We start from the raw sequence: 26290 nt of genomic DNA on the forward strand, positions 1-26290 counted from the left end.
GATTGCAGGCCGTGAGGGCCGCTGGCGGTGCACGGCTTCCGGCGCTCAGGGCGCAATATTGTCCTTGCCGGGGGCGCCGAAGGCCTGCTCCCGCAACTGCGCCAACTGATCGCGCACGCGCGCCGCCTTTTCGAATTCGAGGTTGCGCGCATGCTCGAGCATCAGCTTTTCCAGCCGTTTGATCTCCCGGGCCATGTCCTTCTCCGACATGTCCTCGACCTTGGCGCGCTCGAGCTCGCGCTTGGCGGCTTCTTTCCCGGCTTTCTCGCTGTACACACCGTCGATCAGGTCGCGCACCTGCTTGACGATGCTGCGCGGCGTGATGCCATGGGCCTGGTTGTAGGCGATCTGCCGCGCCCGGCGCCGCTCGGTCTCCCCGATGGCCTTCTTCATCGACTCGGTCATGCGGTCGGCATACAGGATGGCCTTGCCGTTCATGTTGCGGGCAGCGCGGCCGATCGTCTGGATCAGCGAGCGTTCGGCGCGCAGAAAGCCTTCCTTGTCGGCATCGAGGATGGCGACCAGCGAAACCTCGGGAATGTCCAGGCCTTCGCGCAGCAGGTTGATGCCGACCAGGACGTCGAAGGTGCCGAGCCGCAGGTCGCGCAGGATCTCCACCCGCTCGACCGTATCGATATCGCTGTGCAGGTAACGCACCTTGACGCCGTTGTCGCCGAGGTAGTCGGTCAGCTGCTCGGCCATGCGTTTGGTCAGGGTGGTGATCAGCACGCGCTCGTTCTTGTCGACGCGCAGCCGGATCTCCTGCAGCACGTCGTCCACCTGGTGGGTGGCCGGGCGGACCTCCACCTCCGGGTCGATCAGGCCAGTCGGCCGCACCAGCTGCTCGACCACGTTGCCGGCATGGTCCATCTCGTACTGCGCCGGCGTGGCGGACACGAAGATGCACTGCCGCATGCGGGTCTCGAACTCCTCGAACTTGAGCGGGCGGTTGTCCAGCGCCGAGGGCAGGCGAAAGCCATACTCGACCAGCGTGGTCTTGCGGGCCCGGTCGCCGTTGTACATGGCGCCCAGCTGGCCGATCATCTGATGACTCTCGTCGAGGAACATGAGCGCGTCCTTCGGCAGGTAGTCGGTCAGCGTGGCTGGCGGCTCGCCCGGTGCCGCTCCAGAGAGATGGCGCGTGTAGTTCTCGATGCCCTTGCAGTGGCCGATCTCGGCCAGCATTTCGAGATCGAACCGGGTGCGCTGCTCGAGCCGCTGGGCCTCGACCAGCTTGCCCGCGCCCACCAGTTCCTTGAGCCGCTGGTCGAGCTCGATCTTGATGGTTTCGACGGCGGTCAGCACTTTGTCGCGCGGCGTCACGTAGTGGCTGGACGGATAGACGGTGAAGCGCGGGATCTTCTGCCGGATGCGCCCGGTCAGCGGGTCGAAGAGCTGCAGCGTCTCGATCTCGTCGTCGAAGAGCTCGATGCGGATTGCCAGCTCGCTGTGCTCGGCCGGGAACACGTCGATGGTGTCGCCACGCACCCGGAACGTGCCACGCGCGAAGTCCTGCTCGTTGCGTGTGTACTGCATGCGGATCAGTCGCGAGATCACGTCGCGCTGGCCGATCTTGTCGCCCGTGCGCATGATGAAGCGCATCTGGGTGTAGTCCTCGGGCGTGCCGATGCCGTAGATCGCGCTCACGGTGGCGACGATCACCGTGTCTCGGCGCTCCAGCACGCTCTTGGTGGCCGACAGGCGCATCTGCTCGATGTGCTCGTTGATCGAGCTGTCCTTCTCGATGAACAGGTCGCGTTGCGGCACGTAGGCCTCGGGCTGGTAGTAGTCGTAGTAGCTCACGAAGTACTCGACGGCGTTCTTCGGGAAGAACTCGCGAAACTCGCTGTAGAGCTGCGCCGCCAGCGTCTTGTTGGGCGCGAACACGATCGCCGGGCGGCCGAGCCGGGCGATCACGTTGGCCATGGTGAAGGTCTTGCCCGAGCCGGTCACCCCCAGCAGGGTCTGGTAGACCTCGCCGTCGCGCACGCCTTCGACCAGGCCGTTGATCGCGCCGGGCTGATCGCCAGCCGGCGGATAAGGCTGATAGAGCTCGAAGGGCGAATCCGGGAAATGGATGAATTCGCCCGGCTTGACGGGGCCGACGGGCTCGGCCTCGGGCCGATCCGGAATGACTTCGGTGATTTCAGGCATGGCGTCCAGGGGAGGTGCGGCTCGGCCGGTAAAATTCAAGCGAACTCGTGAGGCTAACCGACCCGCGAGCCATGGCGCAAACCCGGATGCAGCCGGGCGCGAATCGCATCACCAAAGGACTTTCTTCCATGTCAATGTTCACCGCCGTCGAAATGGCGCCGCGCGACCCGATCCTGGGCCTCAACGAGCAATTCGCCGCCGACAGCAATCCCAACAAGGTCAACCTCGGCGTCGGCGTTTATTACGACGACAACGGCAAGCTCCCCCTGCTGCGCTGCGTGCAGGCGGTCGAGGAGGACATGATCAAGGCCCCCAAGGCGCGAGGCTACCTGCCCATCGACGGCATTGCCGCCTACGACGAAGCGGTGAAGGGCTTGGTCTTCGGCGCCGATAGCGAACCCGTGAAGGCCGGCCGCGTCGCCACCATCCAGGGGATCGGCGGCACCGGCGGCCTGAAGGTCGGCGCCGATTTCCTCAAGAAGCTCAATCCCAAGGCGAAGGTGCTGATCAGCAACCCGAGCTGGGAGAACCACCGCGCCCTCTTCACGAACGCCGGCTTCGTCGTCGAGGAGTACCCGTACTACGACGCCGCCAAGCGCGGCATCGACTTCGACGGCATGCTGGGCGCGCTGAACGCCGCGCCGGCCGGAACCATCGTCGTGCTGCACGCCTGCTGCCACAACCCGACGGGCTACGACATCCGCGCCGACCAGTGGGACCAGGTGGTTGCCGCCGTCCAGGAGAAGAAGCTGGTCGCCTTCCTCGACATGGCCTACCAGGGCTTCGGCTACGGCATCCAGGAAGACGGTGCGGCGATCGGCAAGTTCGTCGCCGCGGGCCTGAACTTCCTCGTTTCGACCTCCTTCTCCAAGAGCTTCAGCCTCTACGGCGAGCGCGTGGGTGCCCTATCCGTCCTCTGCGAGAGCAAGGAGGAAGCCAGCCGCGTGCTGAGCCAACTCAAGATCGCGATCCGCACCAACTACAGCAACCCGCCCACGCATGGCGGCGCCGTGGTTGCTGCCGTGCTGGGCACGCCCGAGCTGCGCACCCTTTGGGAGAAGGAGCTCGGCGAGATGCGCGACCGCATCAAGCTGATGCGCCACAAGCTTGTCGACGGCCTGGCCGCCGCTGGCGTGAAGCAGGACATGCACTTCATCACCGACCAGATCGGCATGTTCAGCTATTCCGGCCTGAGCAAGGACCAGATGGTGCGCCTGCGCCAGGAGTTCGGCGTGTACGGCACCGACACCGGCCGGATGTGCGTGGCCGCCCTTAACAGCAAGAACATCGACTACGTCTGCCAGAGCATCGCGAAGGTGCTGTGACGCTACCCGGTTGACATTCCCCGGGGTGCCAATCCGCGCCCCGTTTTGGGCAATGTTCCCTAGCACAATCCTGCACATCCAGGGATGCAGCTGATATATTGCATTGCAACATCAGTTCACATTCCCATGCTCTACCACCTCTACGAAGCGCAACGCTCCCTCATGGAGCCTTTTGCCGATTTCGCGCAAGCTGCTTCCAAGCTCTACGCGCAAGGCGGCGTTTTCGGCCAGACCCCCTTGGCGCAGCGCATGGCGGCAGGCTACGACCTGCTCTATCGACTGGGTAAAGACTACGAGAAGCCGGAATTCGGCATCAAGACGGTGAATGTCGACAACGACGACGTCGTTATTCAGGAAGTGGTCGAGATCGAGAAGCCCTTCTGTCAGCTGCGCCGCTTCAAGCGCTTCACCGACGATCCCAAGACCCTGCAGACACTCAAGGCGCAGCCCGTCGTGCTGATCGTGGCGCCATTGTCGGGGCACTACGCCACGCTGCTGCGAGACACGGTCCGCACGATGCTTCAGGACCACAAGGTCTACATCACCGATTGGGTCAACGCCCGCCTCGTGCCGCTTTCCGAGGGCGAGTTCCATCTGGACGACTACATCAACTACATCGAGGAATTCATCCGCCACTTGCAGGCCGAGTACGGCAACTGCCATGTGATCAGCGTCTGCCAGCCCACCGTTCCGGTGCTGGCGGCCGTATCGCTGATAGCCAGCCGCGGCGAGAAGGTGCCGCTGTCGCTGACGATGATGGGCGGCCCCATCGATGCACGGAAGTCGCCGACCGCCGTCAACAACCTGGCGATGAACAAGAGCTACGAGTGGTTCGAAAACAACGTGATCTACCGCGTACCCGAGGGCTTCCCGGGTGCCGGCCGGCGGGTGTATCCGGGCTTCCTGCAGCACACGGGCTTCGTCGCGATGAATCCGGACCGTCACGCAAGCAGCCACTACGACTACTTCAAGGACCTGATCAAGGGCGATGACGCCAGTGCCGAGGCGCACCGCAAGTTCTACGACGAGTACAACGCCGTGCTCGACATGGATGCCGACTACTACCTGGACACCATCCGCACCGTGTTCCAGGAGTTCGACCTTGTCAACGGCACGTGGGAGGTGAAGAGCCCCGATGGCACGCGAGAGCTCGTGCGTCCGCAGGACATCCATTCGACCGGTGTGCTCACGGTCGAAGGCGAGCTGGACGACATCTCCGGCGCCGGGCAGACGCGCGCCGCGCACGACCTGTGCACCGGCGTCCCGCCGGAGCACCAACGGCACTACGAGGTCAAGGGCGCGGGCCACTACGGCATCTTCAGCGGGCGCCGCTGGCGCGACAAGGTGTACCCGGAGGTGAAAGCCTTCATCGCCGCCTACGACAAGCCACAGAAGCGCGCCGGGCGGCCCACTGTGTCGGCGGAAGACACGATCAAGGCCGCCGCCGCGGCCAAGAAACCCGCCGTCGCGCGCCGGTCCGCGCCGGCGCGCCGCGCACGCGGCGCTGCGCGGTAGCGCGAGGATCCGCCAGTGAACGCGCTGGCCCGGCGCATCCTGGACGCGCTGCCGCAGACGCAGTGCACGCGCTGCGGCTATGCCGATTGCGCGGGCTACGCCGAGGCGATCGCAGCCGACGAGGCCGGCATCGATCAATGCCCGCCGGGCGGCGCGGAGGGGGTGGCACGCTTGTCGCGCCTGACCGGCCAGCCGGTGCGCCCCATCGACCCGCAGTTCGGCACCGAAGGCGTCCGCATGATGGCGGTGATCGACGAGGCCTGGTGCATCGGTTGCACGCTGTGCCTCGATGCCTGCCCGACCGACGCGATCCTGGGCATCCACAAGCGCATGCACACCGTGATCGAGGCCCACTGCACCGGCTGCGAGCTCTGCCTCCCCGTCTGCCCGGTGGACTGCATCTCGCTCGAAGTGGCCACGCCTGGAAAGAGCGGCTGGCAGGCCTGGTCGCAGGCGCAGGCCGACGAAGCGCGCAGCCGCTACGAGGCGCATCGCCGCCGCCACGGCAAGGACGAGGAGCCGTCCACGGCCGCGCCGCCCGAGGCCGCTGCGCCCGATCGCAAACGCGCGATTATCGAAGCGGCGCTGGCGCGCGCGCGTGCCGCCGCCGCATCCCGCACCGATCCGAACGGACGCCCATGACGCTCGACACCCTGCTCCTCTACATGGTCGCCTCCGTTGCGCTGGCGATCACGCCCGGCCCGACCATGCTGCTGGCGATGTCCAACGGCATCGCCGGCGGCATGCGCGCCGCGGTCTGGGGCATCGTGGGCGCATCGCTGGGGGCTGCCATCCTGATCGCCGTGGTGGCGCTGGGGTTGGGCTCGCTGCTCGCGGCCTCGGAGTGGCTGTTCAACGCCATCCGGGTGGCGGGCGTCGCCTACCTGGTCTGGCTCGGCGTCAAGATGTGGCGCAGCCAGCCGATCGACATTCATGCGGCGCTCGCCGCATCGCCCGCCGATGTCCTGGGCAGCCGCACCGCTTTCCTGCGCAGCCTCACGGTGGCACTGTCGAACCCGAAGACCCTGCTCTTCTTCGCCGCCTTCCTGCCGCAGTTCGTCGACACCGCCGGTTCGCAAGGGCCGCAATATGCGGTGCTCGGCGTCATCTTCATCGGCATCGACACCTGCGTCATGCTGGGGTACGCCGCCGCCGGCACGCAGGCCGTGCGCTGGCTCTCGCGACGCAGCCTGCGCCTGCTCAACCGCGGCTGCGCGGCGGGCATGTGGCTGCTGGCCGCGACGCTGGCCGTCTGGCGGCGCCCCGGCGCCTGAAGGGTCAGCCTGCGGCCAGCGCCGCAAAGGCCGCCACGACTTCCGGTGGCGCCTGCACCAGTTCGATCAGCACTCCTTCGCCCGCGACCGGGAACTCCTCGTTGCCCTTGGGATGCAGGAAGCAGATGTCGAAGCCGGCGGCGCCCTTTCGGATCCCGCCCGGCGCGAAGCGCACGCCCTGGGCCGTGAGCCAGCCGACCGCGGCGGGCAGATCGTCGATCCACAGGCCCACGTGATTGAGCGGCGTGGCGTGCACAGCCGGCTTCTTGTCGGGATGCAGCGGCTGCATCAGGTCGACCTCGACCTTGAAGGGGCCGCTGCCGATCGCGCAGATGTCCTCGTCGACGTTCTCGCGCTCGCTGCTGAAGCTGCCGGTGATTTCCAGTCCCAGCATCTCGACCCACAGCGTCCGCAGCCGCGTCTTGTCCGGCCCGCCGATGGCGACCTGCTGGATGCCCAGCACCTTGAAGGGGCGCCCTTGCGACGTGTTCATTCGACGGTCTCCTTCACGCGAATTCCAGGATCACCTGGTCCACCGCGAGCGACTCGCCCTTGGCGGCCGAGATGCTGCCGACCACGCCGTCCTGCGAGGCGAAGAGCACGTTCTCCATCTTCATCGCCTCGATCACCGCGAGCTTTTCGCCGGCCTGCACCTGCTGCCCCGGCTGCACGGAGATTTCGACCAGGAGCCCCGGCATCGGCGACATCAGGAACTTGCTGAGGTCCGGCGGTGCCTTGTAGGGCATGAGCTTGAGCAGCCTCGAGCCCCGCGGCGACAGCACCATCGCCTCGATCTGCTTGCCGTTGTGCGCGATGCGCAAGGCCAACGGGTTCTTGCCGACACCGCGCTCGACCTGTGCGGTGAAGCCCCGGCCGTTGACGCTGCCCTCGACCCGGATGCTGCCCAGCGCCGCCTGGCTTTCTATCTTGTAGCTGTTCGCGCCCACCATCACCGCGCTTGAGCCCGAGGTACCCTGGTAGTCGGTGACTGTCACGGGCTGATGCACATGCTCGCCCTTGGCGTCGAGGACGACCACCACGAACTGCTCGCCCACCTTCACCCCATGGCCCTCCAGCTGGCCGCTGATGCGCGACGCCCGCCCGCGGTAGCGCCGATGCATGTAGGCCGCGAGCGCAACCAGGAAGTCCGGGTCGTCGTGCGGCACATCCTCGGCTCGGAAGCCCTTGCCATAGTGCTCGGCGATGAAGCCCGTATTGAACGCCCCACTCACGAACTTGGGATGCGCAAGCAGCGCGGCCTGGAAGGGGATGTTGCTGCTGATGCCGCGGATCACGAAGCCGTTGAGCGCCTCGCGCATCAGAGCGGTGGCGTGGGCGCGGTCGCGACCGTGGACGATCAGCTTGGCGATCATCGAGTCGTAGAACATCGGTATCTCGCCGCCATCGTAGACGCCGGTGTCGACGCGCACGCCGTACAAGTGCTCTGTGTCCGCGGAGAACATCGTCTCCTTCGGCGGCTGGAACCGCACCAGGCGCCCGGTCGACGGCAGGAAGTTCCGGAACGGGTCCTCCGCGTTGATGCGGCACTCGATGGCCCAGCCCTCGCGCTTCACGTCCTTCTGCGCGAGCGGCAGCTTCTCGCCGGCGGCAACGCGGATCATGAGCTCGACCAGGTCCAGGCCCGTGATCGCTTCCGTCACCGGATGCTCCACCTGCAGCCGGGTGTTCATCTCGAGGAAGTAGAAGCTCTGGTCCTTGCCGACCACGAACTCCACCGTGCCTGCGCTCTGGTAGTTCACCGCCTTGGCGAGCGCCACCGCCTGCTCGCCCATGGCCTTGCGCGTGGCTTCGCTGATGAAGGGCGATGGCGCCTCCTCGATCACCTTCTGGTGGCGGCGCTGGATCGAACATTCGCGCTCGTTCAGGTAGATCACGTTGCCGTGCGAATCGCCCAGCACCTGGATCTCGATGTGGCGCGGCTCCTCGACGAACTTCTCGATGAACACGCGGTCGTCGCCGAAGCTGTTGCGCGCTTCGTTGCGGCACGAGGTGAAGCCGTCGAACGCGTCCTTGTCGTTGAAGGCCACGCGCAGGCCCTTGCCGCCGCCACCGGCCGACGCCTTGATCATCACCGGATAGCCCACATCCCGCGCGATCTCGACCGCGCGCTCCGCCGTCTCGATGGCGTCGTTCCAGCCGGGGATGGTGTTGACCTTGGCCTCGTTCGCGAGCTTCTTCGAGGCGATCTTGTCGCCCATGGCGGCAATCGAGTAGTGCTTGGGGCCGATGAAGACGATGCCCTCCTCCTCGACCTTCTTCGCAAAGCCCTCGTTCTCGGACAGGAAGCCATAGCCGGGATGGACCGCCTCGGCCCCGGTCTTCTTGCACGCCGCGATGATGCGATCGGCTTGCAGGTAGCTCTCGCGACTGGGCGAGGCGCCGATGTGCACGGCCTCGTCGGCCAGCTCGACGTGGCGCGCGTCCTTGTCGGCGTCGGAATAGACGGCCACGGTCAGGATGCCCATCTTCCTCGCGGTCTTGATGACTCGGCAGGCGATTTCTCCGCGGTTGGCGATCAGGATCTTCTTAAACATAGTCACCTCGCGGAGAAATCGCCTTCGCGTGCTTCGCACGCATGCAATTTGGCTTCGCCGAAACAGCCGCTGCGCGGCTGTTTTCGCCGCGGTTCGCAATCAGGATTTTCATGAGCATGTCGTGGTCTCCCGTTCTCAGAGCGGAATGTTCCCGTGCTTGCGCCACGGGTTGTCGAGCTTCTTCTCGCGCAGCATGACCAGGCTGCGGCAGATGCGCTTGCGCGTCTCGCTGGGCAGGATCACGTCGTCGATGTAGCCGCGCGTGCCGGCCACATAGGGGTTTGCGAAGCGGGCCTTGTACTCGGCCTCGCGCGCGGCCAGCTTTTCAGGGTCGTTCTTGTCTTCGCGGAAGATGATCTCTACCGCGCCCTTGGCGCCCATCACCGCGATCTCGGCACGCGGCCAGGCCAGGTTGACGTCGCCGCGCAGGTGCTTGGAGGACATCACGTCATAGGCACCGCCATAAGCCTTGCGCGTGATGACCGTGATCTTGGGCACGGTGCACTCGGCATACGCGTAGAGCAGCTTGGCGCCATGCTTGATGATGCCGCCGTATTCCTGGCTGGTGCCGGGCATGAAGCCGGGCACGTCGACGAAAGTGACGACCGGGATGTTGAATGCATCGCAGAAGCGCACGAAGCGCGCCGCCTTGATCGAGGACTTGATGTCCAGGCAGCCGGCCAGCACCAGCGGCTGGTTGGCGACGATGCCCACGCTCTGTCCGTCCATGCGTGCGAACCCGATCACGATGTTCTTCGCATAGTCGGGCTGCAGTTCGAAGAACTCGCCGTCGTCGACCACCTTCGCAATCGCCTCCTTCATGTCATAGGGCTTGTTCGGGTTGTCGGGCACCAGGGTGTCGAGCGACAGGTCGGCGCGATCGGCCGGATCGCCGCTGGGCCGCACGGGCGGCTTCTCGCGGTTGTTGAGCGGCAGGTAGTTGTAGAGGCGGCGCAGCATCATCAGCGCCTCCACGTCGTTCGAAAAGGCCATGTCGGCCACGCCGCTCTTGGTGGTGTGCGTGGTGGCACCGCCCAGTTCCTCGGCCGTGACGTCCTCGTGCGTCACCGTCTTCACCACCTCCGGCCCGGTGACGAACATATAGGAGCTGTCGCGCACCATGAAGATGAAATCGGTCATGGCCGGCGAGTACACGGCGCCGCCGGCGCATGGCCCCATGATCATGCTGATCTGCGGCACCACGCCGGAAGCCATCACATTGCGCTGGAACACCTCGGCGTAACCGCCGAGCGAGGCCACGCCTTCCTGGATGCGCGCGCCACCGGAATCGTTGAGGCCGATGACCGGCGCGCCCACCTTCATCGCCTGGTCCATCACCTTGCAGATCTTCTCGGCATGGGCTTCGCTGAGCGCGCCGCCGAAGACGGTGAAGTCCTGGCTGAAGACGAACACCAGCCGGCCGTTGATCATGCCGTAGCCGGTGACAACACCGTCGCCCGGAATCTTCGTTTCGGCCATGCCGAAGTCGCTGGACCGGTGCTCGACAAACATGTCCCATTCCTCGAAGGTGTTGTCGTCGAGCAGCAGCTCGACGCGCTCGCGCGCCGTCAGCTTGCCCTTGGCGTGCTGCGCGTCGATGCGCTTCTGGCCGCCGCCCAGCCGCGCCTGGGCGCGCCGTTTTTCGAGTTGCTCGAGGATCTCTTTCATGGTCCAGTTCCGGAAGTGGTGTTGATGTGTTCTTCGAGTGGTTAGGCCGAACCCGCCTGCGCCGCGAGCAGGTTGCGTGCCGCGGTCGAGGCGGGCAGTGTGCCCGCCGCCACCTGGGCCAGCGTCTGCGGCAGCAGCTCGCGCACTTTCGGGTGCTGGCGGAAGGCCTGCTTGAGACCCGCGTCGATGCGCTCCCACATCCACGCAAGCGCCTGTTTCTCACGCCGCGCGGCGAGCTTCCCGGTGGCGGTCTGCAAGGTCTTGAACTGCAATACGGTGTCCCAGAAGGCGTCGACGCCGGTGCCCAGCAATGCGCTGGATTGAATCACCTTGGGCTGCCACTGGCGCAGCGCCGCGTCGGCGCCGTGCACGACGTGCGCATGCACCGGATTGCCGTGATGGCCGAAGAGCCGCAGCGCGGAGGTGATCTGGGCCTGCGCGCGCGTCGCCGCGTCGGGGTCGATGTCGGCCTTGTTGATGACCACCAGGTCCGCCAGCTCCATCACGCCCTTCTTGATCGCCTGCAGGTCGTCGCCGGCATTGGGCAGCTGCAGCAGCACGAACATGTCGGTCATGCCCGAAACCGCGGTCTCGCTCTGGCCGACGCCGACGGTCTCCACGATCACGATGTCGTAGCCGGCGGCCTCGCATACCAGCATGGCCTCGCGCGTCTTCTCGGCCACGCCGCCCAGCGTGCCGCTCGACGGGCTGGGGCGAATGTAGGCACGCTCGTGCACCGAGAGCCTTTCCATGCGCGTCTTGTCGCCGAGGATGGAGCCGCCGGAGACGGTGGACGACGGGTCGATGGTGAGGACCGCCACTCGATGGCCACGATCGATCAGGTACAGGCCCAGGGTCTCGATGAAGGTGGACTTGCCGACGCCGGGTACGCCCGAGATGCCGAGGCGAAAGGATTTTCCGGTGCGCGGCAGCAGCGCCGTCAACAGTTCATCGGCTTGCGCGCGATGATCGGCCCGCGTGGATTCGAGCAGCGTGATGGCCTTCGCGATGGCGCGGCGCTGTCCAGGGCCTTCGGCCTCGGCCAGCGCTTCGGCCGTCACCAGGCTTCGAGCCGCGGCACGCATGCTCAAGCCGCGACCGCCGCGCGAATCTGCTCCAGCACGTCCTTCGCACTGGCGGGAATCGGCGTCCCCGGCCCGTAGATGCCCTTCACGCCGGCCTCGTACAGGAACTCGTAGTCCTGCCGCGGAATCACCCCGCCCACGAAGACGATGATGTCGTCGGCGCCCTGCTTCTTCAGCTCCTCGATGATGGCCGGCACCAGCGTCTTGTGCCCCGCGGCCAGGGTACTGACGCCCACCGCGTGCACGTCGTTCTCGATCGCCTGGCGCGCACATTCCTCGGGAGTCTGGAACAGTGGGCCCATGTCGACATCGAAGCCCAGGTCGGCGAAGGCCGTGGCGACGACCTTGGCGCCGCGATCGTGACCGTCCTGGCCCAGCTTGGAAATCATCACGCGCGGGCGCCGGCCCTGTTCCTCGGCGAAGCCGGCGATCTCCTTCTGCAGCGCCTCCCACCCTTCGGCCGAGTCGTAGGCGGCGGCATAGACGCCCGTCACCTTCTGCGTGTCGGCGCGATGGCGGCCGTAGACCTTCTCCAGCGCATCGCTGATTTCACCCACCGTCGCGCGCAGGCGCACGGCCTCGACGCTCAGGGCCAGCAGATTGCCCTCGCCGCTCTCGGCGGCCGCGGTCATCGCGTCGAGCGCAGCTTGCACCTTGGTGCCGTCGCGCTTCTCGCGCACGGCCTTGAGCCGCGCGATCTGGCTGTCGCGCACCTTGACGTTGTCGATCTGCAGAATGTCGTGCGTGTCCTCGCTCTGCAGCTTGTACTTGTTGACGCCCACGATCACGTCCTGCCCCGAATCGATGCGCGCTTGCTTGTCGGCCGCGGCCGCCTCGATCTTGAGCTTGGCCCAGCCGCTGTCCACGGCCTTGGTCATGCCTCCCATGGCCTCGACCTCCTCGATGATGGCCCAGGCCGCGTCTGCCATGTCCTGGGTGAGTTTTTCCATCATGTAGCTGCCGGCCCAGGGGTCGATCACGTTCGTGATGTGGGTCTCTTCCTGGATGATGAGCTGCGTGTTGCGCGCGATGCGCGCGCTGAACTCGGTGGGCAGCGCGATCGCCTCGTCCAGCGCGTTGGTGTGCAGGCTCTGGGTGCCGCCGAAGACCGCGGCCATGGCTTCGATGGTGGTGCGCACCACGTTGTTGTACGGGTCCTGCTCGGTGAGGCTCCAGCCCGAGGTCTGGCAGTGGGTGCGCAGCATCAGGCTCTTGGGATTCTTGGGGTTGAACTCCTTCATGATGCGGCACCAGAGCAGGCGCGCCGCGCGCATCTTGGCGACCTCCAGGTAGAAGTTCATGCCGATCGCCCAGAAGAAGCTCAGCCGTCCGGCGAAGCCGTCGACGTCCAGCCCCTTGGCCAGCGCCGTCTTCACGTACTCCTTGCCATCCGCGAGCGTGAAGGCGAGCTCCAGCGCCTGGTTCGCGCCGGCCTCCTGCATGTGGTAGCCGCTGATGGAGATCGAGTTGAACTTCGGCATCTTCTCCGCGGTGTACGCAATGATGTCGCCGATGATCCGCATCGAGGGCTCGGGCGGGAAGATGTAGGTGTTGCGGACCATGAACTCCTTGAGGATGTCGTTCTGGATGGTCCCCGAGAGCTGGTCCTGCGCCACGCCCTGCTCCTCGGCCGCGACGATGTAGCCGGCCAGCACGGGCAGCACCGCGCCGTTCATCGTCATGGAGACGCTGACCTTGTCCAGCGGGATCTGGTCGAACAGGATCTTCATGTCCTCCACGCTGTCGATGGCCACGCCGGCCTTCCCGACATCGCCGGTCACGCGCGGATGGTCGCTGTCGTAGCCGCGGTGCGTCGCCAGGTCGAAGGCCACGCTCACGCCCTGCCCGCCGGCGGCCAGGGCCTTGCGATAGAAGGCGTTCGATTCCTCGGCGGTGGAGAAGCCAGCGTACTGCCTGATGGTCCAGGGGCGCACTGCGTACATGGTGGCTTGCGGGCCGCGCAGGTAGGGCTCGAAGCCGGGCAGCGTGTCCGTGTACTTCAGCCCCTTGAGATCGGCCGCGGTGTAGAGCGGCTTGACCCTGATGCCGTCGGGCGTGATCCAGTTCAGCGCCTGCACGTCGCCACCCGGGGCGGATTTGGCAGCAGCCTTGGCCCAGGCTTCGAGAGTCGCGGTTTGGAAGATCGGTTCGGGTTTGCTGCTCATGGCGCCGGCTTTGCGAGTGGAGGGAGGTGTCCGCGCAGGCGCGTGACGATTGGGTGCGAGTCTAACTCATCTGTAATTATTAATTCAAACGCCTGGCGTTGCGGTACATTTCGCGCATGTCCGCCCTCACCCTGACCCCGCGTGCCCTCTACGAAGAGGTGGCGGAGCTGCTGCGCCAACGCATCTTCAACCGCGAGCTGGAGCCGGGCGGCTGGATCGACGAGCTCAAGCTGGCGGAGGAATACGGCATCAGCCGCACGCCGCTGCGCGAGGCGCTCAAGGTGCTGGCGGCCGAGGGTTTGGTGACGATGAAGGTGCGGCGCGGCGCCTACGTGACCGAGGTGTCGGAAAAGGACCTGTCAGACGTCTATCACCTGCTCAGTCTGCTCGAGAGCGACGCGGTCGGCGTGGTTGCCGAGCGGGCCTCCAGCGCGCAGCTGGCCGAGCTGGAGACCCTGCATGCCGAGCTCGAAGCCGCCGCGGCGCCGGGCAAGGTGGACCGGGCCCACTTCTTCGCCATCAACGAACGATTCCACATGCGCATCCTTGCGATGGCCGACAACCGCTGGCGCGACCAGATGGTCGCCGACCTGCGAAAGGTGATGAAACTCAACCGCCACAACTCGCTGCTCAAGGCCGGCCGCATTGCGGAGTCGCTCGCGGAGCACCGGGCGATCATGGCCGCGATCAAGGCGCGCGACGGGGCCGGCGCCATGGCGCGCATGCAGGAGCACTTCCGCAGCGGCCTGGAAGCAGCGAACTGAACCCGCTCAGTCAGCGGGCGACGCCGTGCCGATATCGGCATTGATCCGCTGCAGGGTCTCCTGCAGTTTCGGCGCGATGCGCGCCACCATCGTCTCGCGCGGCAGCAGGTAGGCCGGCCCGCCGCAGCTGCAGGCGTAGCGCTCGCCGCGTGGTCCGCGCAGCGAGAAGCCCAGCGCATGGATGTGCGGGTGCCACTCGCCGAAGGAGCTGCAATAGCCCAGCCGCGCATGCTCCTCGAGTCCCGCCATGATGCGCGGCTCCAGCGCGGCCCAGTTCTCGCCGCTGGCAAGCCGGATCTGGTCCAGCAACTCGGCCTGCTCGCCCGACGGCAGGGCCGCGAGGTAGGCCCGCCCCGCAGCGGAGGTGGCGATGGTCATGCGTGAGCCGACGTCGATGCGCGAGCTGATCATGGCCGAGCGCGGACGCAGCGAATCGATGATCAGCATGTCCAGGTCGTCTCGCACGCCCATGTGCACACTGGCGCCGGCGAACTCGGCCAGCGCCAGCAGGTGCGGCCGGGCGACCCCGCGCAGATCGAAATGCCGGAGGTAGCGGTTGCTCATGTCCAGCAGTGCGGGGCCGAGGCTGAAGCGCTCGCTGTCAGGCGCCTGCCGCAGATAGCCGCTCGCGACGAGCGTCGCGGCCAGGCGAGAGACCGTCGGCTTCGGAATGCCGGTCGCATCGGCCAGCTCGCGGTTGCTCAACGGGCCGGCTGCGTCGCCGACCACCTTCAGCACGGCCAAGCCCCGCGCCAGCGCGCTGACTTCGGCCCCTCCTTGCTCAGCCATGGAATCCCGCATTTTAAAACAATGTTTCATATTTTCGTTGACTTGTGGGCTTGGGTCGATATTATTTCGAAACAATGTTCCATTAAAACGCAATTATGATGAGGCAACACCCGTTTACCACCAGCCGTCGCCAGGTCTTGCTTGCCGGCGCCACGATCGCAGTTGCCGGCCTGGGCAGCAGCTTCGCGGCCGCGGCCCAGGAGTTTCCCAAAGGCCCCGTCAAGATCATCATCCCGTTCGCGCCGGGCGGGCCGACCGACACGGTGGGCCGGCTCATCGCGCAGAAGCTGCAGGAAATCTGGGGCCAGCCGGTGATCATCGACTACAAGCCCGGCGCGGGGACCGCCATCGGCGTGGACTTCGTCGCCAAGGCACCACCCGACGGGCTGACCTTCGGCATGGTGAACTCCTCCTTCGCCGTGAACCCGTCGCTGCGCAAGAACCTGCCGTACGACACGGTGAAGGATCTCGCAGCCATCACGCAGATCGCGAACCTGCAGCTGGCGATGGTCGCCAAGCCCGACGCCCCCTTCAACACCGTGCCGGAGCTGATCGCCTATGCCAGGAAGAATCCCGGCAAGCTCACCTACGGCACGCCGGGTGCCGGCAGCACCACCCACCTGGGCGCCGAGCTCCTGAAACGCGAGGCCGGCTTCGACATGCTCCACTCGCCCTTCAAGGGCAGCGCGCCGGCGCACACCGAGCTGATGGGCGGGCGCATCGACATCGTGGTCGATCCCTTCCTGTCGATCCTGCCCTACGTCAAGGCCGGCCGGATGAAGATGATTGCCACCCTCGGCGACAAGCGCGTGGCGGGCTTCAACTACCCGACGGTGGCCGAGACGCTCCCCGGCTTCAACGTCAACGCGCTGCTGGGATTCGTTGCGCCGCACGGAACGCCCAAGGCCGTCATCCAGAAGATCCAGGCCGACACGGAGAAGGTGCTGCGCACCCCCGAGATCCGCAAGCGCATCGAGGAACAGGGCATGGAGGTGGTCGCCTCCAGGCCCGAGCAGTTCGAGGCCTTCGTCCAATCCGAGATGACGCGCTGGGCCCGCGTGATCAACGAAGCCGGCATCCAGGCCGAATAACCCCGCTCCCGAGACCTCCCATGTCCCTCCGACTCAAGCCACTGCATCCCCTGTTCGTTGCCGAAGCCAGCGGTATCGACATCGCGCGCCCGCTGTCCGACACCGAAGTTCGCCAGATCAACGGCGCGATGAATGAATACGCCGTGCTGGTGTGGCGCGGCCAGCCCCTGACGGGCCAGCAGCAGATCGACTTCGCCAAGTCCTTCGGCCCGCTGGACCTGGGCCTCAAGAAGGTCTTCAAGCGCAATGAAAGGCTGGAGGACGAGCGCCTGATCGACATCTCCAACGTCGATGCCGAGGGCAACGTGGCGCGGCGCGACTCGCCCAAGAACCTCTCGAACTTCGCCAACCAGCTCTGGCACAGTGACAGCTCCTTCCAGGACCCGCGCGCCGCCTACTCGATGCTGCACGCCGTGGTACTGCCGAGCTGGGGCGGCAATACCGAGTTCGCCGACCTGCGCGCCGCCTACGACGCCCTGCCCGATCGCACCAAGGCCGAGGTCCAGGATCTGCGCGCCGAGCACTACGCGCTGCACACGCGCATCCTGCTGGGCGACGAGGCGTACACCGACGAGCAGAAGAAGGCGATCCCGCCCGCGGTCTGGCCGCTGGTCCAGACGCACCCGGGCTCGGGGCGCAAGCTGCTCTTCGTCGGCGTGCATGCGCGGCAGATCATCGGCTGGCCCACGGCCGAGTCGCGCATGTACCTGCAGGACCTGCTGGAGCACGCGACCCAGCGCGAGTTCGTCTACCGCCATGAATGGCAGGTCGGCGACCTGGTGATGTGGGACAACCGCAGCACCCTGCACCGCGGCCGGCGCTACGACATCGCCGAGCGGCGCGAGCTGCGCCGCACCACCATCGAGGATGTGCCCGAGGCACGGCTCATGGCGGCCTGAGGCTCAGGCGGCGGCTGCCGCCGGCTCGTGCGCGATCGCCATCACCTCGTGCGGCGGCAGTGCCTTGAGCCGGTGGTCGCTCCAGACCTGGCGCCAGCGGCGGGCACCCGGCAGGCCGTTGCGAAGCCCCAGCATGTGGCGCGCGATGTTCGACCAGGGCGTGCCGTGCTCGGCTGCCTCGCGGGCCATGTAGTCGCACATCCTGCGCTCCACCTCCTCGCGCGTGAGTGCAAAGGACGGCTGCCGGTAGAAGACTTCGTCCCATTGCGCCAGCCACCACGGGTTGTGGTACGCCTCGCGCCCGATCATCACGCCGTCGAGCAGCCGCAGATGCGCCTGCATCTGCGCGTTGTCGTTGAAGCCGCCGTTGATCGAGATGGCGAGCTCGGGAAAGTCGTGCTTGAGCCGATGCACCAGCTCGTAGCGCAGCGGCGGCACCTCGCGGTTCTGCTTGGGCGACAGACCCTTCAGCCAGGCATTGCGCGCATGGACGATGAAGGTGCGGCAACCAGCCTCGCTCACCATGCCGACGAAATCGCGCACGAATTCATAGGACTCGGTCTTGTCGATGCCGATGCGGTGCTTGACCGTGACCGGCACGCCCACCGCGTCGACCATGGCCTTCACGCAATCGGCCACGAGCTGCGGCTCGTTCATCAGGCAGGCCCCGAAGGCGCCGCGCTGCACGCGCTCGCTCGGGCATCCGCAGTTGAGATTGATCTCGTCGTAGCCCCAGTCCTCGCCGAGCTTCGCGCAATGCGCCAGCTCGGTCGCCTCGCTGCCGCCCAATTGGAGCGCGACCGGATGCTCCTCGGCGTCGAAGCGCAGATGGCGCGGCACGTCGCCATGCACCAGCGCCCCGGTCGTCACCATCTCGGTGTAGAGCAAGGCGCGGCGGGTCAGCAGCCGATGGAAGTAACGGCAGTGGCGGTCCGTCCAATCCATCATGGGCGCGACCGAGATGATCTTTTCCTTGTCGTTCAGCAAACCAGCATCACCGTCGAGCTTTGGCAGCCTATAGTTTCTCACGCAGGTCCGGCGGACAAAAAAAAGAGCTCGCCGAAGCGAGCTCAATGATTGCCTTTGCAGCAATCCCCCAGAGAAACCATGGACGTAGTTTGCGCCGAATTCGCCAAGAAGCGCGTGAAGAAATAGACGGATCGCTGCGCAGAAGCTGATGCTTTATGACGGCGATGCCAGATCGCGTGTTTTTTGCGCAGCCGGCCCTCTGAACCACGGCCGCAACCATGCCCGTCGTGCCGCTTGACGCCCGCGCTGCAGGCCCAATATCCCAGGGATCGCAGACGTCGCCCCAGCCGCGTAACATGCCTTGGCAGCGGCCGCCGTGCGGTCGCCTTCACCGCTCACTACCCGTGCCCTTCGCCGAATTCCACCCTGCCGTCAGCGGCTGGTTCAGCCGCAGCTTTCCCGCGCCCACCGAGGCACAGAAGGCCGCCTGGCCTGCCATTCGCGCCCGGCGCCATACGCTGGTCGCGGCCCCGACCGGCTCGGGCAAGACGCTGACTGCCTTCCTCGCCGCCCTGGACGGGTTGGTGCGCCAGGGCCTCGCGCCCGGCGGCCTGCCGGACGAGACCACGGTGGTGTACGTCTCGCCGCTCAAGGCGTTGTCCAACGACATACGCCTGAACCTCGAGGCGCCGCTGGCGGGCATCCGCGCCGAACTGGCGGCACTGGGCTTGCCGGACGTGGAGATCCGCAGCGCCGTGCGCACCGGCGACACGCCTTCCAGGGAACGCCAGCAGAGCCTGCGCCAGCCGCCGCACATCCTCGTGACCACGCCCGAGTCGCTCTACGTGCTGCTCGGCTCGGCCTCGGGCCGGGGCATGCTGTCCACGGTGCGGACGGTGATCGTCGACGAGATCCACGCCATCGCTGCGGGCAAGCGGGGCAGCCATCTGTCGCTCTCGCTGGAGCGGCTGCAGTCGCTGTGCGGACGGCCCCTCACGCGCATCGGCTTGTCGGCCACGCAGAAGCCGGTCGACGAGGTCGCGCGCTTCCTGGTCGGCGCGGGCCACGTGCATGATGGCGTCGCCGACTGCGAGATCGTCGACATCGGCTACGCCAAGGAACGCGACCTCGCCCTCGAGCTGCCGCCGCAGCCGCTGGGCGCGGTGATGACCCACGAGCAATGGGACCAGGTGTACGCACGCGTGGCCGAACTGGTGCTGCTGCATCGGACCACGCTGGTCTTCGTCAACACCCGTCGCATGGCCGAGCGCGCCGCCCGCCATCTCGGCGAGCGCCTGGGCAAGGAAGCGGTGGCCGCGCACCACGGAAGCCTCGCCAAGGAGGCGCGGCTCGATGCCGAGCAGCGCCTCAAGCGCGGCGAGCTCCAGGTGCTGGTGGCGACCGCCTCGCTGGAGCTCGGCCTGGACATCGGCGACGTGGACCTCGTGTGCCAACTGGGCTCGCCGCGCTCCATCGCCACCTTCCTGCAGCGCGCCGGCCGCTCGGGCCACGCGGTGGGCGGCACGCCCAAGGCGCGTCTCTTCCCGCAGTCGCGCGACGAGCTGGTCGAGTGCGCGGCCCTGCTGGACTGCATCCGCCGCGGCGAGCTCGACGCCCTGCGCATGCCGCAGGCCCCGCTGGACGTGCTCGCGCAGCAGATCGTGGCCGAGACCGCCAGCCGCGAATGGGACGAGGACGCGCTGTTCGCCCTGGTGCGCCGCGCCTGGCCCTATGCGCAACTCGCACGCGAGCAGTACGACGCGGTGGTACGCATGCTGGCCGAGGGCTTCGCCACCCGCAACGGCCCGCGCGCCGGCTACGTGCACAAGGACGCGGTGCACCACCGGCTGCGCGAGCGCCGCGGCGCCCGGCTCACGGCCTTGACCTCGGGCGGCACCATCCCCGAGACCGGCGACTACAGCGTGCTGCTGGAGCCGCAGGCGCATCAGATCGGCACGGTGAACGAGGACTTTGCGGTCGAGAGCCTGGCCGGCGACGTGTTCCAGCTCGGCAACACCAGCTACCGCATCCTGCGCATCGAGCCGGGCCGCGTGCGCGTGGAGGACGCCCAGGGCGCAGCGCCCAACATCCCCTTCTGGCTCGGCGAGGCGCCGGGGCGCAGCGATGAGCTGTCCTTCGGCGTCTCACGGCTGCGCGAGGAGCTCGGCGACCACATCGCCGCACATGGCACCGACAGTGCCGTGCGATGGCTGCAGGCTGCCATCGCGCTGTCCGAAGATGCTGCTCGCCAGCTCGTCGACCACCTGGCGCGCACGCTCGCCGTGCTGGGCGTGCTGCCGACCCAGCGGCAGATCGTCTTCGAGCGCTTCTTCGACGAATCGGGGGGCATGCAGCTGGTCATCCATTCGCCCTTCGGCAGCCGACTCAACCGCGCCTGGGGCCTGGCACTGCGCAAGCGCTTCTGTCGCAAATTCAATTTCGAGCTCCAGGCCGCGGCGACCGAGGACGCGATCGTGCTGTCGCTGTCGACCAGCCACAGCTTCGCGCTCGACGAGGTGGCGCGCTACCTCCATTCGGCCACCGCGTTGGACGTGCTGGTGCAGGCCCTGCTGGACGCGCCGCTCTTCGGCGTGCGCTGGCGCTGGAACGCGACCACCGCGCTGGCGCTGCCGCGCTTCGCCGGCGGCCGCAAGGTGCCTCCGCAGCTGCAGCGCATGAAGTCCGAGGACCTGCTGGCCAACGTGTTCCCCGATCAGGTGGCCTGCGCCGAGAACCTGGCCGGCGCGCGCGAGATCCCCGACCATCCGCTGGTCGCGCAGACGCTGGACGACTGCCTGCACGATGCGATGGACGCCGAAGGCTGGCTGGGCCTGCTGCGCCGCATGGAGGCGGGCGAGGTACAGGTGGCTGCACGCGACCTGCCCGCCCCTTCCCCGCTCGCGGCCGAAGTGCTGAACGCGCGACCCTATGCCTTCCTCGACGACGCGCCATTGGAAGAGCGGCGCACGCAGGCCGTGCAGAGCCGGCGGTACGGCGACCCGGAGCGCGCGGACGATCTTGGTCGCCTCGACGCAGACGCGATCGAGAGCGTGCGGGAGGAGGCCTGGCCGCGCCCGCGCCATGCGGACGAGATGCACGAAGCGCTCAACGGCCTGGCCGCGCTCACCGATGAAGAGGTTGCGCGCAATGCCGCGTGGAAGCCCTGGCTCGCGATGCTGGCCGATGCCGGTCGCGCGACCCGCCTCCTGCCGGCGGGCACGGACGCGGGCCTGTGGGTGGCGGCCGAGCGCCTCTCGCTCGCGCACGTGCTCTATCCCTGCGCCACCCTGCAGCCCGCCATCGAAGCGCCGGCCGAGTACGCGCAAGGTCCGTCGACGCGCGACGAAGCACTGCGCGAATTGCTGCAATCTCGCCTGGGCGGCCTCGGGCCGGTGTCCACGCGCTTGCTGGCGCGACAGCTTCAGTTGCCCGAGGCCGATCTCGAGACAGCGTTGCTCGGCCTGCAGAGTGAAGGCCTGCTGTTGCAGGGGCGCTTCACGCCCGGCGCCGCGGAGCCCGAATGGTGCGAGCGCCATCTGCTGGCCCGCATCCACCGCTACACCCTCAAGCGACTGCGGCGCGAGATCGAGCCGGTCGAACCGCGCGACTTCGCGCGATTTCTCTTCGAGTGGCAGCATGTAAGCGCCGCCTCCAGGGTCAGCGGCCCCGAGGCGCTGGCCGGCGTGCTGACCCAGCTCGAAGGCTACGAGGCGCCGGCCGCGCTGTGGGAGGCCGAGCTGCTGCCGGCCCGCGTCAACGATTACGCGAGCGCCTGGCTCGACGACCTCTGCACCGCAGGCCGCGTGATGTGGACGCGCCTGCGCCCCAGCGCGCCCGAGAGCCGGACCGGCCGCGCCGGCACCTCGTTGCGCGCCACCCCGATCTTGCTGCTGCCGCGCCGCAGCGCCCCACTGTGGACGCAGCTCGCCCCGTTGCCCGCCGACGATGCTGCGCTGGGCTCGCGCGCGCAGCGCGTGGCGGCCTGGCTGGGCGAGCACGGCGCGTCCTTTTTCGACGAGATCGCGGACGGCGCCCGCCTGCTGGGCACAGAGGTCGAGGATGCACTGTCCGAGCTGGTGGCGCGCGGCCGCGTGCGCTGCGACAGCTATGCGGGCCTGCGGGCCCTGCTGGTTCCCGCCTCGAAGCGCTCGGCTTCCCATTCGTCCCAGCGGCGCCGGCGCCCCGCCCTGTTCGGCATCGAGGACGCCGGGCGCTGGTCGCTGGTGCGTCCGTCCTCGGCGGCAGGCGAAAACGCGGCTTCCGGCGCCACCGAGCAGGTCGCCCGGGTGCTGCTGCGGCGCTACGGCGTGATGTGCTGGCACCTGATCGAGCGCGAGGCTGCGTGGCTTCCGCCCTGGCGCGAGCTGGTGCGCACCTACCGGCGGCTGGAGGCTCGCGGTGAGATCCGCGGCGGCCGCTTCATCGCCGGGCTGTCGGGCGAGCAGTTCGCGCTGCCGGAGGCCATCGGGCTGATGCGCAACGTGCGCCGGCAACCACCGGATGCGAGCCTGGTCTGCCTCTCGGCGGCCGATCCTGCCAATCTGCTGGGGAGCGTGCTGCCGGGCAACCGGGTACCGCGCGTGCCGGGCTCGCGTGTGCTCTATCAGGGTGGCGTGCCGATCGCGACCAGCATTGCGGGCGAGATCCGGATCCTTGCGCCGCTCGAGCCGGCGCTGGAGAAGGAGGCGCGCAAGGCGTTGACGCTGGATCCGGCCTGGCGCTCGATGTCCCTGGCCGCCCAGGCCGCCCTGGGCTGAGGAGGCGGTCCAGGTTCTCCACGTGGTGCCCCGCTGTCGGCCCGGCGGGCAAAAAGGCGGCGACAGCAAATCGCGGCCTGCTCCTACAATCAAGCCTTCGAGACGCGCGAATGCTCCTGCCCCTTGGCAGATATGGAGGATTCTTCGATGACCAGCGGCGCAGCATGTTCAACCGATGCATGTTGCAGTTTGCGCGTGCTGGTGGTGGAAGACGATCCCGAGGTTCTGGACGCGACCCTCGAAGCACTCGAGTTGCTCGGCCACTGGGCCACAGGCGTGCGCAGTGCCGAAGGCGCGATCGATCGCTTCCTCGAAGGTGCCTTCGACGTGCTGATGGCCGATGTCGGATTGCCCGGACTCTCGGGCCTGGAACTGGCGGACAAGCTCCAGACCCGCTGCGGATTGCCGATCATCTTCGCGACCGCGAGCCAGGCGCCCGAGAGGCCGATCACCGGCACGGTCTGGCTGTGCAAGCCCTTCAGCATCGAGCAGCTCGGCGATGCCTTGCGCCAAGCCGCTCGCCTTCGTCCTGGCCCTGCATCCCCTTCGATCCTCCCGTCAGCGTCCGCCTCGCTGTCGTCCTCCGGCGCCCTTCTGGCACGCTGAAGCGCGCTGCCCCCTGTTCGGGGCTGGCGGGCGACTCAGCCCCGCTGGCAACTCGCGTAGACCAGCGCCAGATAGTCGGCGTGCTTGCGAAGGCCCTCGAGCTGCTGCAGCGTGTTGCCCTGGATCGGATCCTTGGGGTCGAGGCGCAGCTCGCCGTCGGGCAGGAGGATGAAGTGGGTCTTGCCGGCCGAGGTTCCGCTCGGGTCCTGGGCGCTGACATAGCCGCAGGCCGTGCCCGTCTTCTTGTTGTAGAAGACGCCCGAGAGGCTTGCCGTGCCGGGCTCGGGCAGCCTGCTCTTCACGCGGGACTCCACCTGCCATACCGGCCAGTAGACCCACCAGCCGGCGAGGCAGGCAGCGAAGATGGAGACGCTGACAAGCAGGCAGACGAAGACTCTCATGGCGTGTCCTTGTCATCGGGTTGCACGAACTGCATCGCGAACCGGCCCAAGGGGGTCAGTTCCGTCACCGTCGCCGTCCCCTTGCGGCCGGCCGCCGTCGAGAACGATGCCTTGACCCAGCCGCCATCCTTCAGGATGCGCAGCGCCTCGATGTCCTCCATCGAAGTGAAGACCATCGGAAGCGGTCCTCCTGCCACGCGCTGGAGCACCCTATAGGAGGACAACGGTGTCTCCGCAGGCCGGCATGAAAAGCGGGTTGGGGTTCGTCTCGGGACGTGAATGCATGTAGCCAATTGTAATTACATGTAGTACTTACAGGCTACTGATCTCGTGCTTCATTTCACAAAACGGTGCGGGCAGAACCCTTCAAGGTGCGCGCGGGGCGACATCCTGCGCTGCTGACCACGAGCCTTGCAGCAGTCCAAAACATGAAGAAGTTGGGGATGCGGCCTGCGTTTGTCCGCCCCTCCCGACGCCATGGGCTGCCGCTTTGTGTAGTCTTTTGAATCGCAAGCTCGCGAGCGTCGCCCAGGCCTCGCCTGTTGCCGAATGGAGGCAGACATGTACGACTCGTTGACGCCTATCGACACATCGTTCGACCGATGGACACAGCTGTCCGACGCCTTCAAGCAGCACCTCTCGCGCATGAAGGAAGGTGACGAGGAGGCGCGTGCCGAAGCCATCCGCCTCGCGCGCGAACTCGACGCACTCACCCGCCTGATCACACGCGAGCTGAACACTGGGTCACAGACCAGCGTCTGAACCCGCCTGCTCCCTCTTCTTCTGCGAGCAACGACCTCCGCCCCTTCGAAGCGAGCGGCGCAACGCTGCTTCGGAGGCTGCGCGATCCTGTCCGATTGTTTCCGCGAGGAAAACGCCGTGATTCCCAATGCCTAGGGTTTTTACTTAGTTTTGGGCGCAAACTTCATCCCACGGAGCAGGCATCCCACTGCTCTGAGTGAACAGGGTACCGAGCGAGGTGGCCGTTCCCTTCCAGGACGACGACCCCACCCAAGACCGGTTCGAAATCAATCCAAAGTCATTGCAAGGAACTGAAATGAAGACCTCGAAGATCATCGCCGCAGCCGCTCTTTCGCTTCTCGCCGCAGCCGGCGCTCAAGCCGAAACCTACGAAGGCGTGCACGCGCCGGTGTCGGCAAACAGCCGCGCCGATGTGAGGACCCAGGCCGTTGTCGCCGCGCACAGCGAGAACCCGTACGCCGAAGGCGTTTCGTCGCGCGTCGCGCCCTCCCTGACCGCCTCTGCCGACCGCGCCATCGTGCGCACTGAGGCCGTGGCCGCCGCGCGCAGTGCCAACCCCTACGCCGAGGGCTATGGGCAAGGCGTCACGCCGGTGTTGGCCAGTACCGTCGATCGCGCGACGGTGCGCGCCGAGGCTCGCGCCGCCGCTCGCGGCCAGCAACTCGCGCTGTAAGCGTCACGCGCACCGCGCGACAAGCCGGGGCCATGCGACATGCATGGCCCCGGCTTTTTTTTCTTCTGCAGCGACGCGGCGCCTGGATCGAGAATGGGAATGCTCCGAGCCCCGGAGCGCGGCACAATCTCGTTCAGCATGACGCAGCAACTGCCCCACCCTGACGACCTGAGCGACGCGGAACTCGCGGAACAGGCACACGCCTGGCGGCGCCTGGCGCTTCGCGGCGACCGCAATGCGCGGGCGCCCGCACACGCCTACGAGACCGCGCTGCGAGAGCGCGTGCGCGCCTCGATGGCCGCAGAACTGATCGCCAACGCCTCCGCCGCCGCACCCGAACCCAAGCGCCCGTGGTGGCGCCGCTTGTGGCCCCTGTCGACGGACGCCCGCGTCACCTCCTGAAGGCGCCAACGCCGCATCGCCCACAGGACGGCTGCCGGCATCTCACTTCAATTTGCGCGGACCGTTGTTGCCGAACAACTTTCGCATGGCCGCCACGCCTGCCACCAGGGCGTTGGCGTAGCTCGCCTGAGGATCGCTCGCGGCCTCGAGCGGCAGGTAGGGAAGCGCATCCTCCATGGCGTAGTCGGTGCCTTCCATCAATACCCAGTAGAACTCCCCTTCTTCGAGTTCGTGCACGGTCAGCGCGATATTTCGCAATTGCGACATGGGCTTAGCAGGGGTTGTCCAAGTGAGCCTTTTGATCCTATGCACCGGCCTCTGTCGAGGCTAGCCACAATTTCACGTTTTGTCGCGAATGTGACTAAAAGTTATCAGCTTGGCGTTTGCTAGAGCGCGGATGCAGTCGAAGGTGTTCGGCCAGCACCCAAGGGCTTTT

At 66.9% G+C, this 26290-nt stretch carries 23 protein-coding genes; 12 read left to right on the forward strand and 11 right to left on the reverse strand.

Annotation, left to right across the window (positions count from 1 at the left end):
* Nucleotides 1–45 precede the first annotated feature (45 nt).
* Nucleotides 46–2154 carry an excinuclease ABC subunit UvrB gene (gene uvrB, locus E5P3_RS20295; protein ID WP_162587619.1) on the reverse strand — a complete coding sequence of 703 codons (2109 nt, stop codon included), beginning with the start codon at nucleotides 2152–2154 and terminating at the stop codon, nucleotides 46–48.
* Between the two features lie 128 nt (nucleotides 2155–2282).
* On the opposite strand from uvrB, the gene E5P3_RS20300 reads away from it, so the two are divergent.
* The 4 genes from E5P3_RS20300 (at nucleotide 2283) to E5P3_RS20315 (ending at nucleotide 6268) form a co-directional block, all read left to right on the forward strand.
* Nucleotides 2283–3479: an amino acid aminotransferase gene (locus E5P3_RS20300; RefSeq protein ID WP_162587620.1), complete on the forward strand. Its 1197-nt coding sequence runs from the start codon at nucleotides 2283–2285 to the stop codon at nucleotides 3477–3479.
* Between the two features lie 126 nt (nucleotides 3480–3605).
* Nucleotides 3606–4994 carry a polyhydroxyalkanoate depolymerase gene (locus E5P3_RS20305; RefSeq protein WP_162587621.1) on the forward strand — a complete coding sequence of 463 codons (1389 nt, stop codon included), beginning with the start codon at nucleotides 3606–3608 and terminating at the stop codon, nucleotides 4992–4994.
* Nucleotides 4995–5009: 15 nt separating this feature from the next.
* Nucleotides 5010–5636, forward strand: a complete 627-nt coding sequence (locus E5P3_RS20310; protein WP_162587622.1) for an RnfABCDGE type electron transport complex subunit B — start codon at nucleotides 5010–5012, stop codon at nucleotides 5634–5636.
* On the forward strand, nucleotides 5633–6268 hold the full coding sequence (locus E5P3_RS20315; protein WP_162587623.1) for a LysE family translocator: 636 nt from the start codon (nucleotides 5633–5635) through the stop codon (nucleotides 6266–6268). Before E5P3_RS20310 ends, E5P3_RS20315 begins: the two co-directional genes overlap by 4 nt.
* Before the next feature lie 4 nt (nucleotides 6269–6272).
* On the opposite strand, the gene E5P3_RS20320 is transcribed toward E5P3_RS20315, so the two are convergent.
* The 5 genes from E5P3_RS20320 to scpA form a co-directional block, all read right to left on the reverse strand.
* The gene (locus E5P3_RS20320) at nucleotides 6273–6761 is read right to left on the reverse strand and encodes a VOC family protein (protein WP_162587624.1); all 489 of its coding nucleotides are present in this window, start codon (nucleotides 6759–6761) and stop codon (nucleotides 6273–6275) included.
* Between the two features lie 13 nt (nucleotides 6762–6774).
* On the reverse strand, nucleotides 6775–8823 hold the full coding sequence (locus E5P3_RS20325; protein WP_162587625.1) for an acetyl-CoA carboxylase biotin carboxylase subunit: 2049 nt from the start codon (nucleotides 8821–8823) through the stop codon (nucleotides 6775–6777).
* A 135-nt stretch (nucleotides 8824–8958) separates the two neighbouring features.
* Nucleotides 8959–10491 (reverse strand): acyl-CoA carboxylase subunit beta, encoded by a 1533-nt coding sequence (locus E5P3_RS20330; protein ID WP_162587626.1) that lies wholly within the window; start codon nucleotides 10489–10491, stop codon nucleotides 8959–8961.
* Nucleotides 10492–10532: 41 nt separating this feature from the next.
* On the reverse strand, nucleotides 10533–11576 hold the full coding sequence (gene meaB, locus E5P3_RS20335) for a methylmalonyl Co-A mutase-associated GTPase MeaB (RefSeq protein WP_162589763.1): 1044 nt from the start codon (nucleotides 11574–11576) through the stop codon (nucleotides 10533–10535).
* 2 nt (nucleotides 11577–11578) lie between these two features.
* Entirely contained in the window at nucleotides 11579–13741 is a 2163-nt protein-coding gene (gene scpA / locus E5P3_RS20340) for a methylmalonyl-CoA mutase (RefSeq protein ID WP_162587627.1), read from the reverse strand.
* Nucleotides 13742–13857: 116 nt separating this feature from the next.
* On the opposite strand from scpA, the gene E5P3_RS20345 reads away from it, so the two are divergent.
* On the forward strand, nucleotides 13858–14505 hold the full coding sequence (locus E5P3_RS20345; RefSeq protein ID WP_162587628.1) for a GntR family transcriptional regulator: 648 nt from the start codon (nucleotides 13858–13860) through the stop codon (nucleotides 14503–14505).
* Nucleotides 14506–14511: 6 nt separating this feature from the next.
* Here the strand turns inward: E5P3_RS20345 and E5P3_RS20350 are convergent, their stop codons facing one another.
* Nucleotides 14512–15294, reverse strand: coding sequence for an IclR family transcriptional regulator (locus tag E5P3_RS20350; protein ID WP_232073216.1), 783 nt, complete (start codon nucleotides 15292–15294; stop codon nucleotides 14512–14514).
* Between the two features lie 98 nt (nucleotides 15295–15392).
* On the opposite strand from E5P3_RS20350, the gene E5P3_RS20355 reads away from it, so the two are divergent.
* Nucleotides 15393–16385: a Bug family tripartite tricarboxylate transporter substrate binding protein gene (locus E5P3_RS20355; protein WP_162587630.1), complete on the forward strand. Its 993-nt coding sequence runs from the start codon at nucleotides 15393–15395 to the stop codon at nucleotides 16383–16385.
* Between the two features lie 20 nt (nucleotides 16386–16405).
* Nucleotides 16406–17284 (forward strand): TauD/TfdA dioxygenase family protein, encoded by an 879-nt coding sequence (locus tag E5P3_RS20360; protein WP_162587631.1) that lies wholly within the window; start codon nucleotides 16406–16408, stop codon nucleotides 17282–17284.
* Between the two features lie 3 nt (nucleotides 17285–17287).
* Here E5P3_RS20360 and dusA read toward each other — a convergent pair whose 3' ends face one another.
* Nucleotides 17288–18271 carry a tRNA dihydrouridine(20/20a) synthase DusA gene (gene dusA / locus E5P3_RS20365; RefSeq protein ID WP_269473984.1) on the reverse strand — a complete coding sequence of 328 codons (984 nt, stop codon included), beginning with the start codon at nucleotides 18269–18271 and terminating at the stop codon, nucleotides 17288–17290.
* A 338-nt stretch (nucleotides 18272–18609) separates the two neighbouring features.
* On the opposite strand from dusA, the gene E5P3_RS20370 reads away from it, so the two are divergent.
* Together E5P3_RS20370 and E5P3_RS20375 are read left to right on the forward strand one after the other, a co-directional pair.
* The gene (locus E5P3_RS20370; protein WP_162587632.1) at nucleotides 18610–23010 is read left to right on the forward strand and encodes a DEAD/DEAH box helicase; all 4401 of its coding nucleotides are present in this window, start codon (nucleotides 18610–18612) and stop codon (nucleotides 23008–23010) included.
* A 147-nt stretch (nucleotides 23011–23157) separates the two neighbouring features.
* A complete protein-coding gene (locus E5P3_RS20375; protein WP_232073219.1) occupies nucleotides 23158–23616 on the forward strand; it encodes a response regulator transcription factor in 459 nt (152 codons plus the stop codon).
* 35 nt (nucleotides 23617–23651) lie between these two features.
* Here E5P3_RS20375 and E5P3_RS20380 read toward each other — a convergent pair whose 3' ends face one another.
* A complete protein-coding gene (locus E5P3_RS20380; RefSeq protein ID WP_162587634.1) occupies nucleotides 23652–24017 on the reverse strand; it encodes a hypothetical protein in 366 nt (121 codons plus the stop codon).
* Nucleotides 24014–24193 (reverse strand): hypothetical protein, encoded by a 180-nt coding sequence (locus E5P3_RS20385; protein WP_162587635.1) that lies wholly within the window; start codon nucleotides 24191–24193, stop codon nucleotides 24014–24016. The genes E5P3_RS20380 and E5P3_RS20385 overlap by 4 nt, the downstream gene beginning before the upstream one ends.
* Before the next feature lie 385 nt (nucleotides 24194–24578).
* On the opposite strand from E5P3_RS20385, the gene E5P3_RS20390 reads away from it, so the two are divergent.
* From E5P3_RS20390 to E5P3_RS20400, 3 genes are all read left to right on the forward strand, one after another.
* Nucleotides 24579–24779, forward strand: coding sequence for a hypothetical protein (locus tag E5P3_RS20390; protein ID WP_162587636.1), 201 nt, complete (start codon nucleotides 24579–24581; stop codon nucleotides 24777–24779).
* A 295-nt stretch (nucleotides 24780–25074) separates the two neighbouring features.
* Nucleotides 25075–25452 carry a helicase SNF2 gene (locus E5P3_RS20395; protein WP_162587637.1) on the forward strand — a complete coding sequence of 126 codons (378 nt, stop codon included), beginning with the start codon at nucleotides 25075–25077 and terminating at the stop codon, nucleotides 25450–25452.
* Nucleotides 25453–25551: 99 nt separating this feature from the next.
* Nucleotides 25552–25854, forward strand: a complete 303-nt coding sequence (locus E5P3_RS20400; RefSeq protein WP_162587638.1) for a hypothetical protein — start codon at nucleotides 25552–25554, stop codon at nucleotides 25852–25854.
* A 42-nt stretch (nucleotides 25855–25896) separates the two neighbouring features.
* Here E5P3_RS20400 and E5P3_RS20405 read toward each other — a convergent pair whose 3' ends face one another.
* A complete protein-coding gene (locus E5P3_RS20405) occupies nucleotides 25897–26121 on the reverse strand; it encodes a hypothetical protein (RefSeq protein WP_162587639.1) in 225 nt (74 codons plus the stop codon).
* Nucleotides 26122–26290 lie beyond the last annotated feature (169 nt).

Origin of the sequence: Variovorax sp. RA8, assembly GCF_901827175.1 — a bacterium.
Classification (GTDB): domain Bacteria; phylum Pseudomonadota; class Gammaproteobacteria; order Burkholderiales; family Burkholderiaceae_C; genus Variovorax.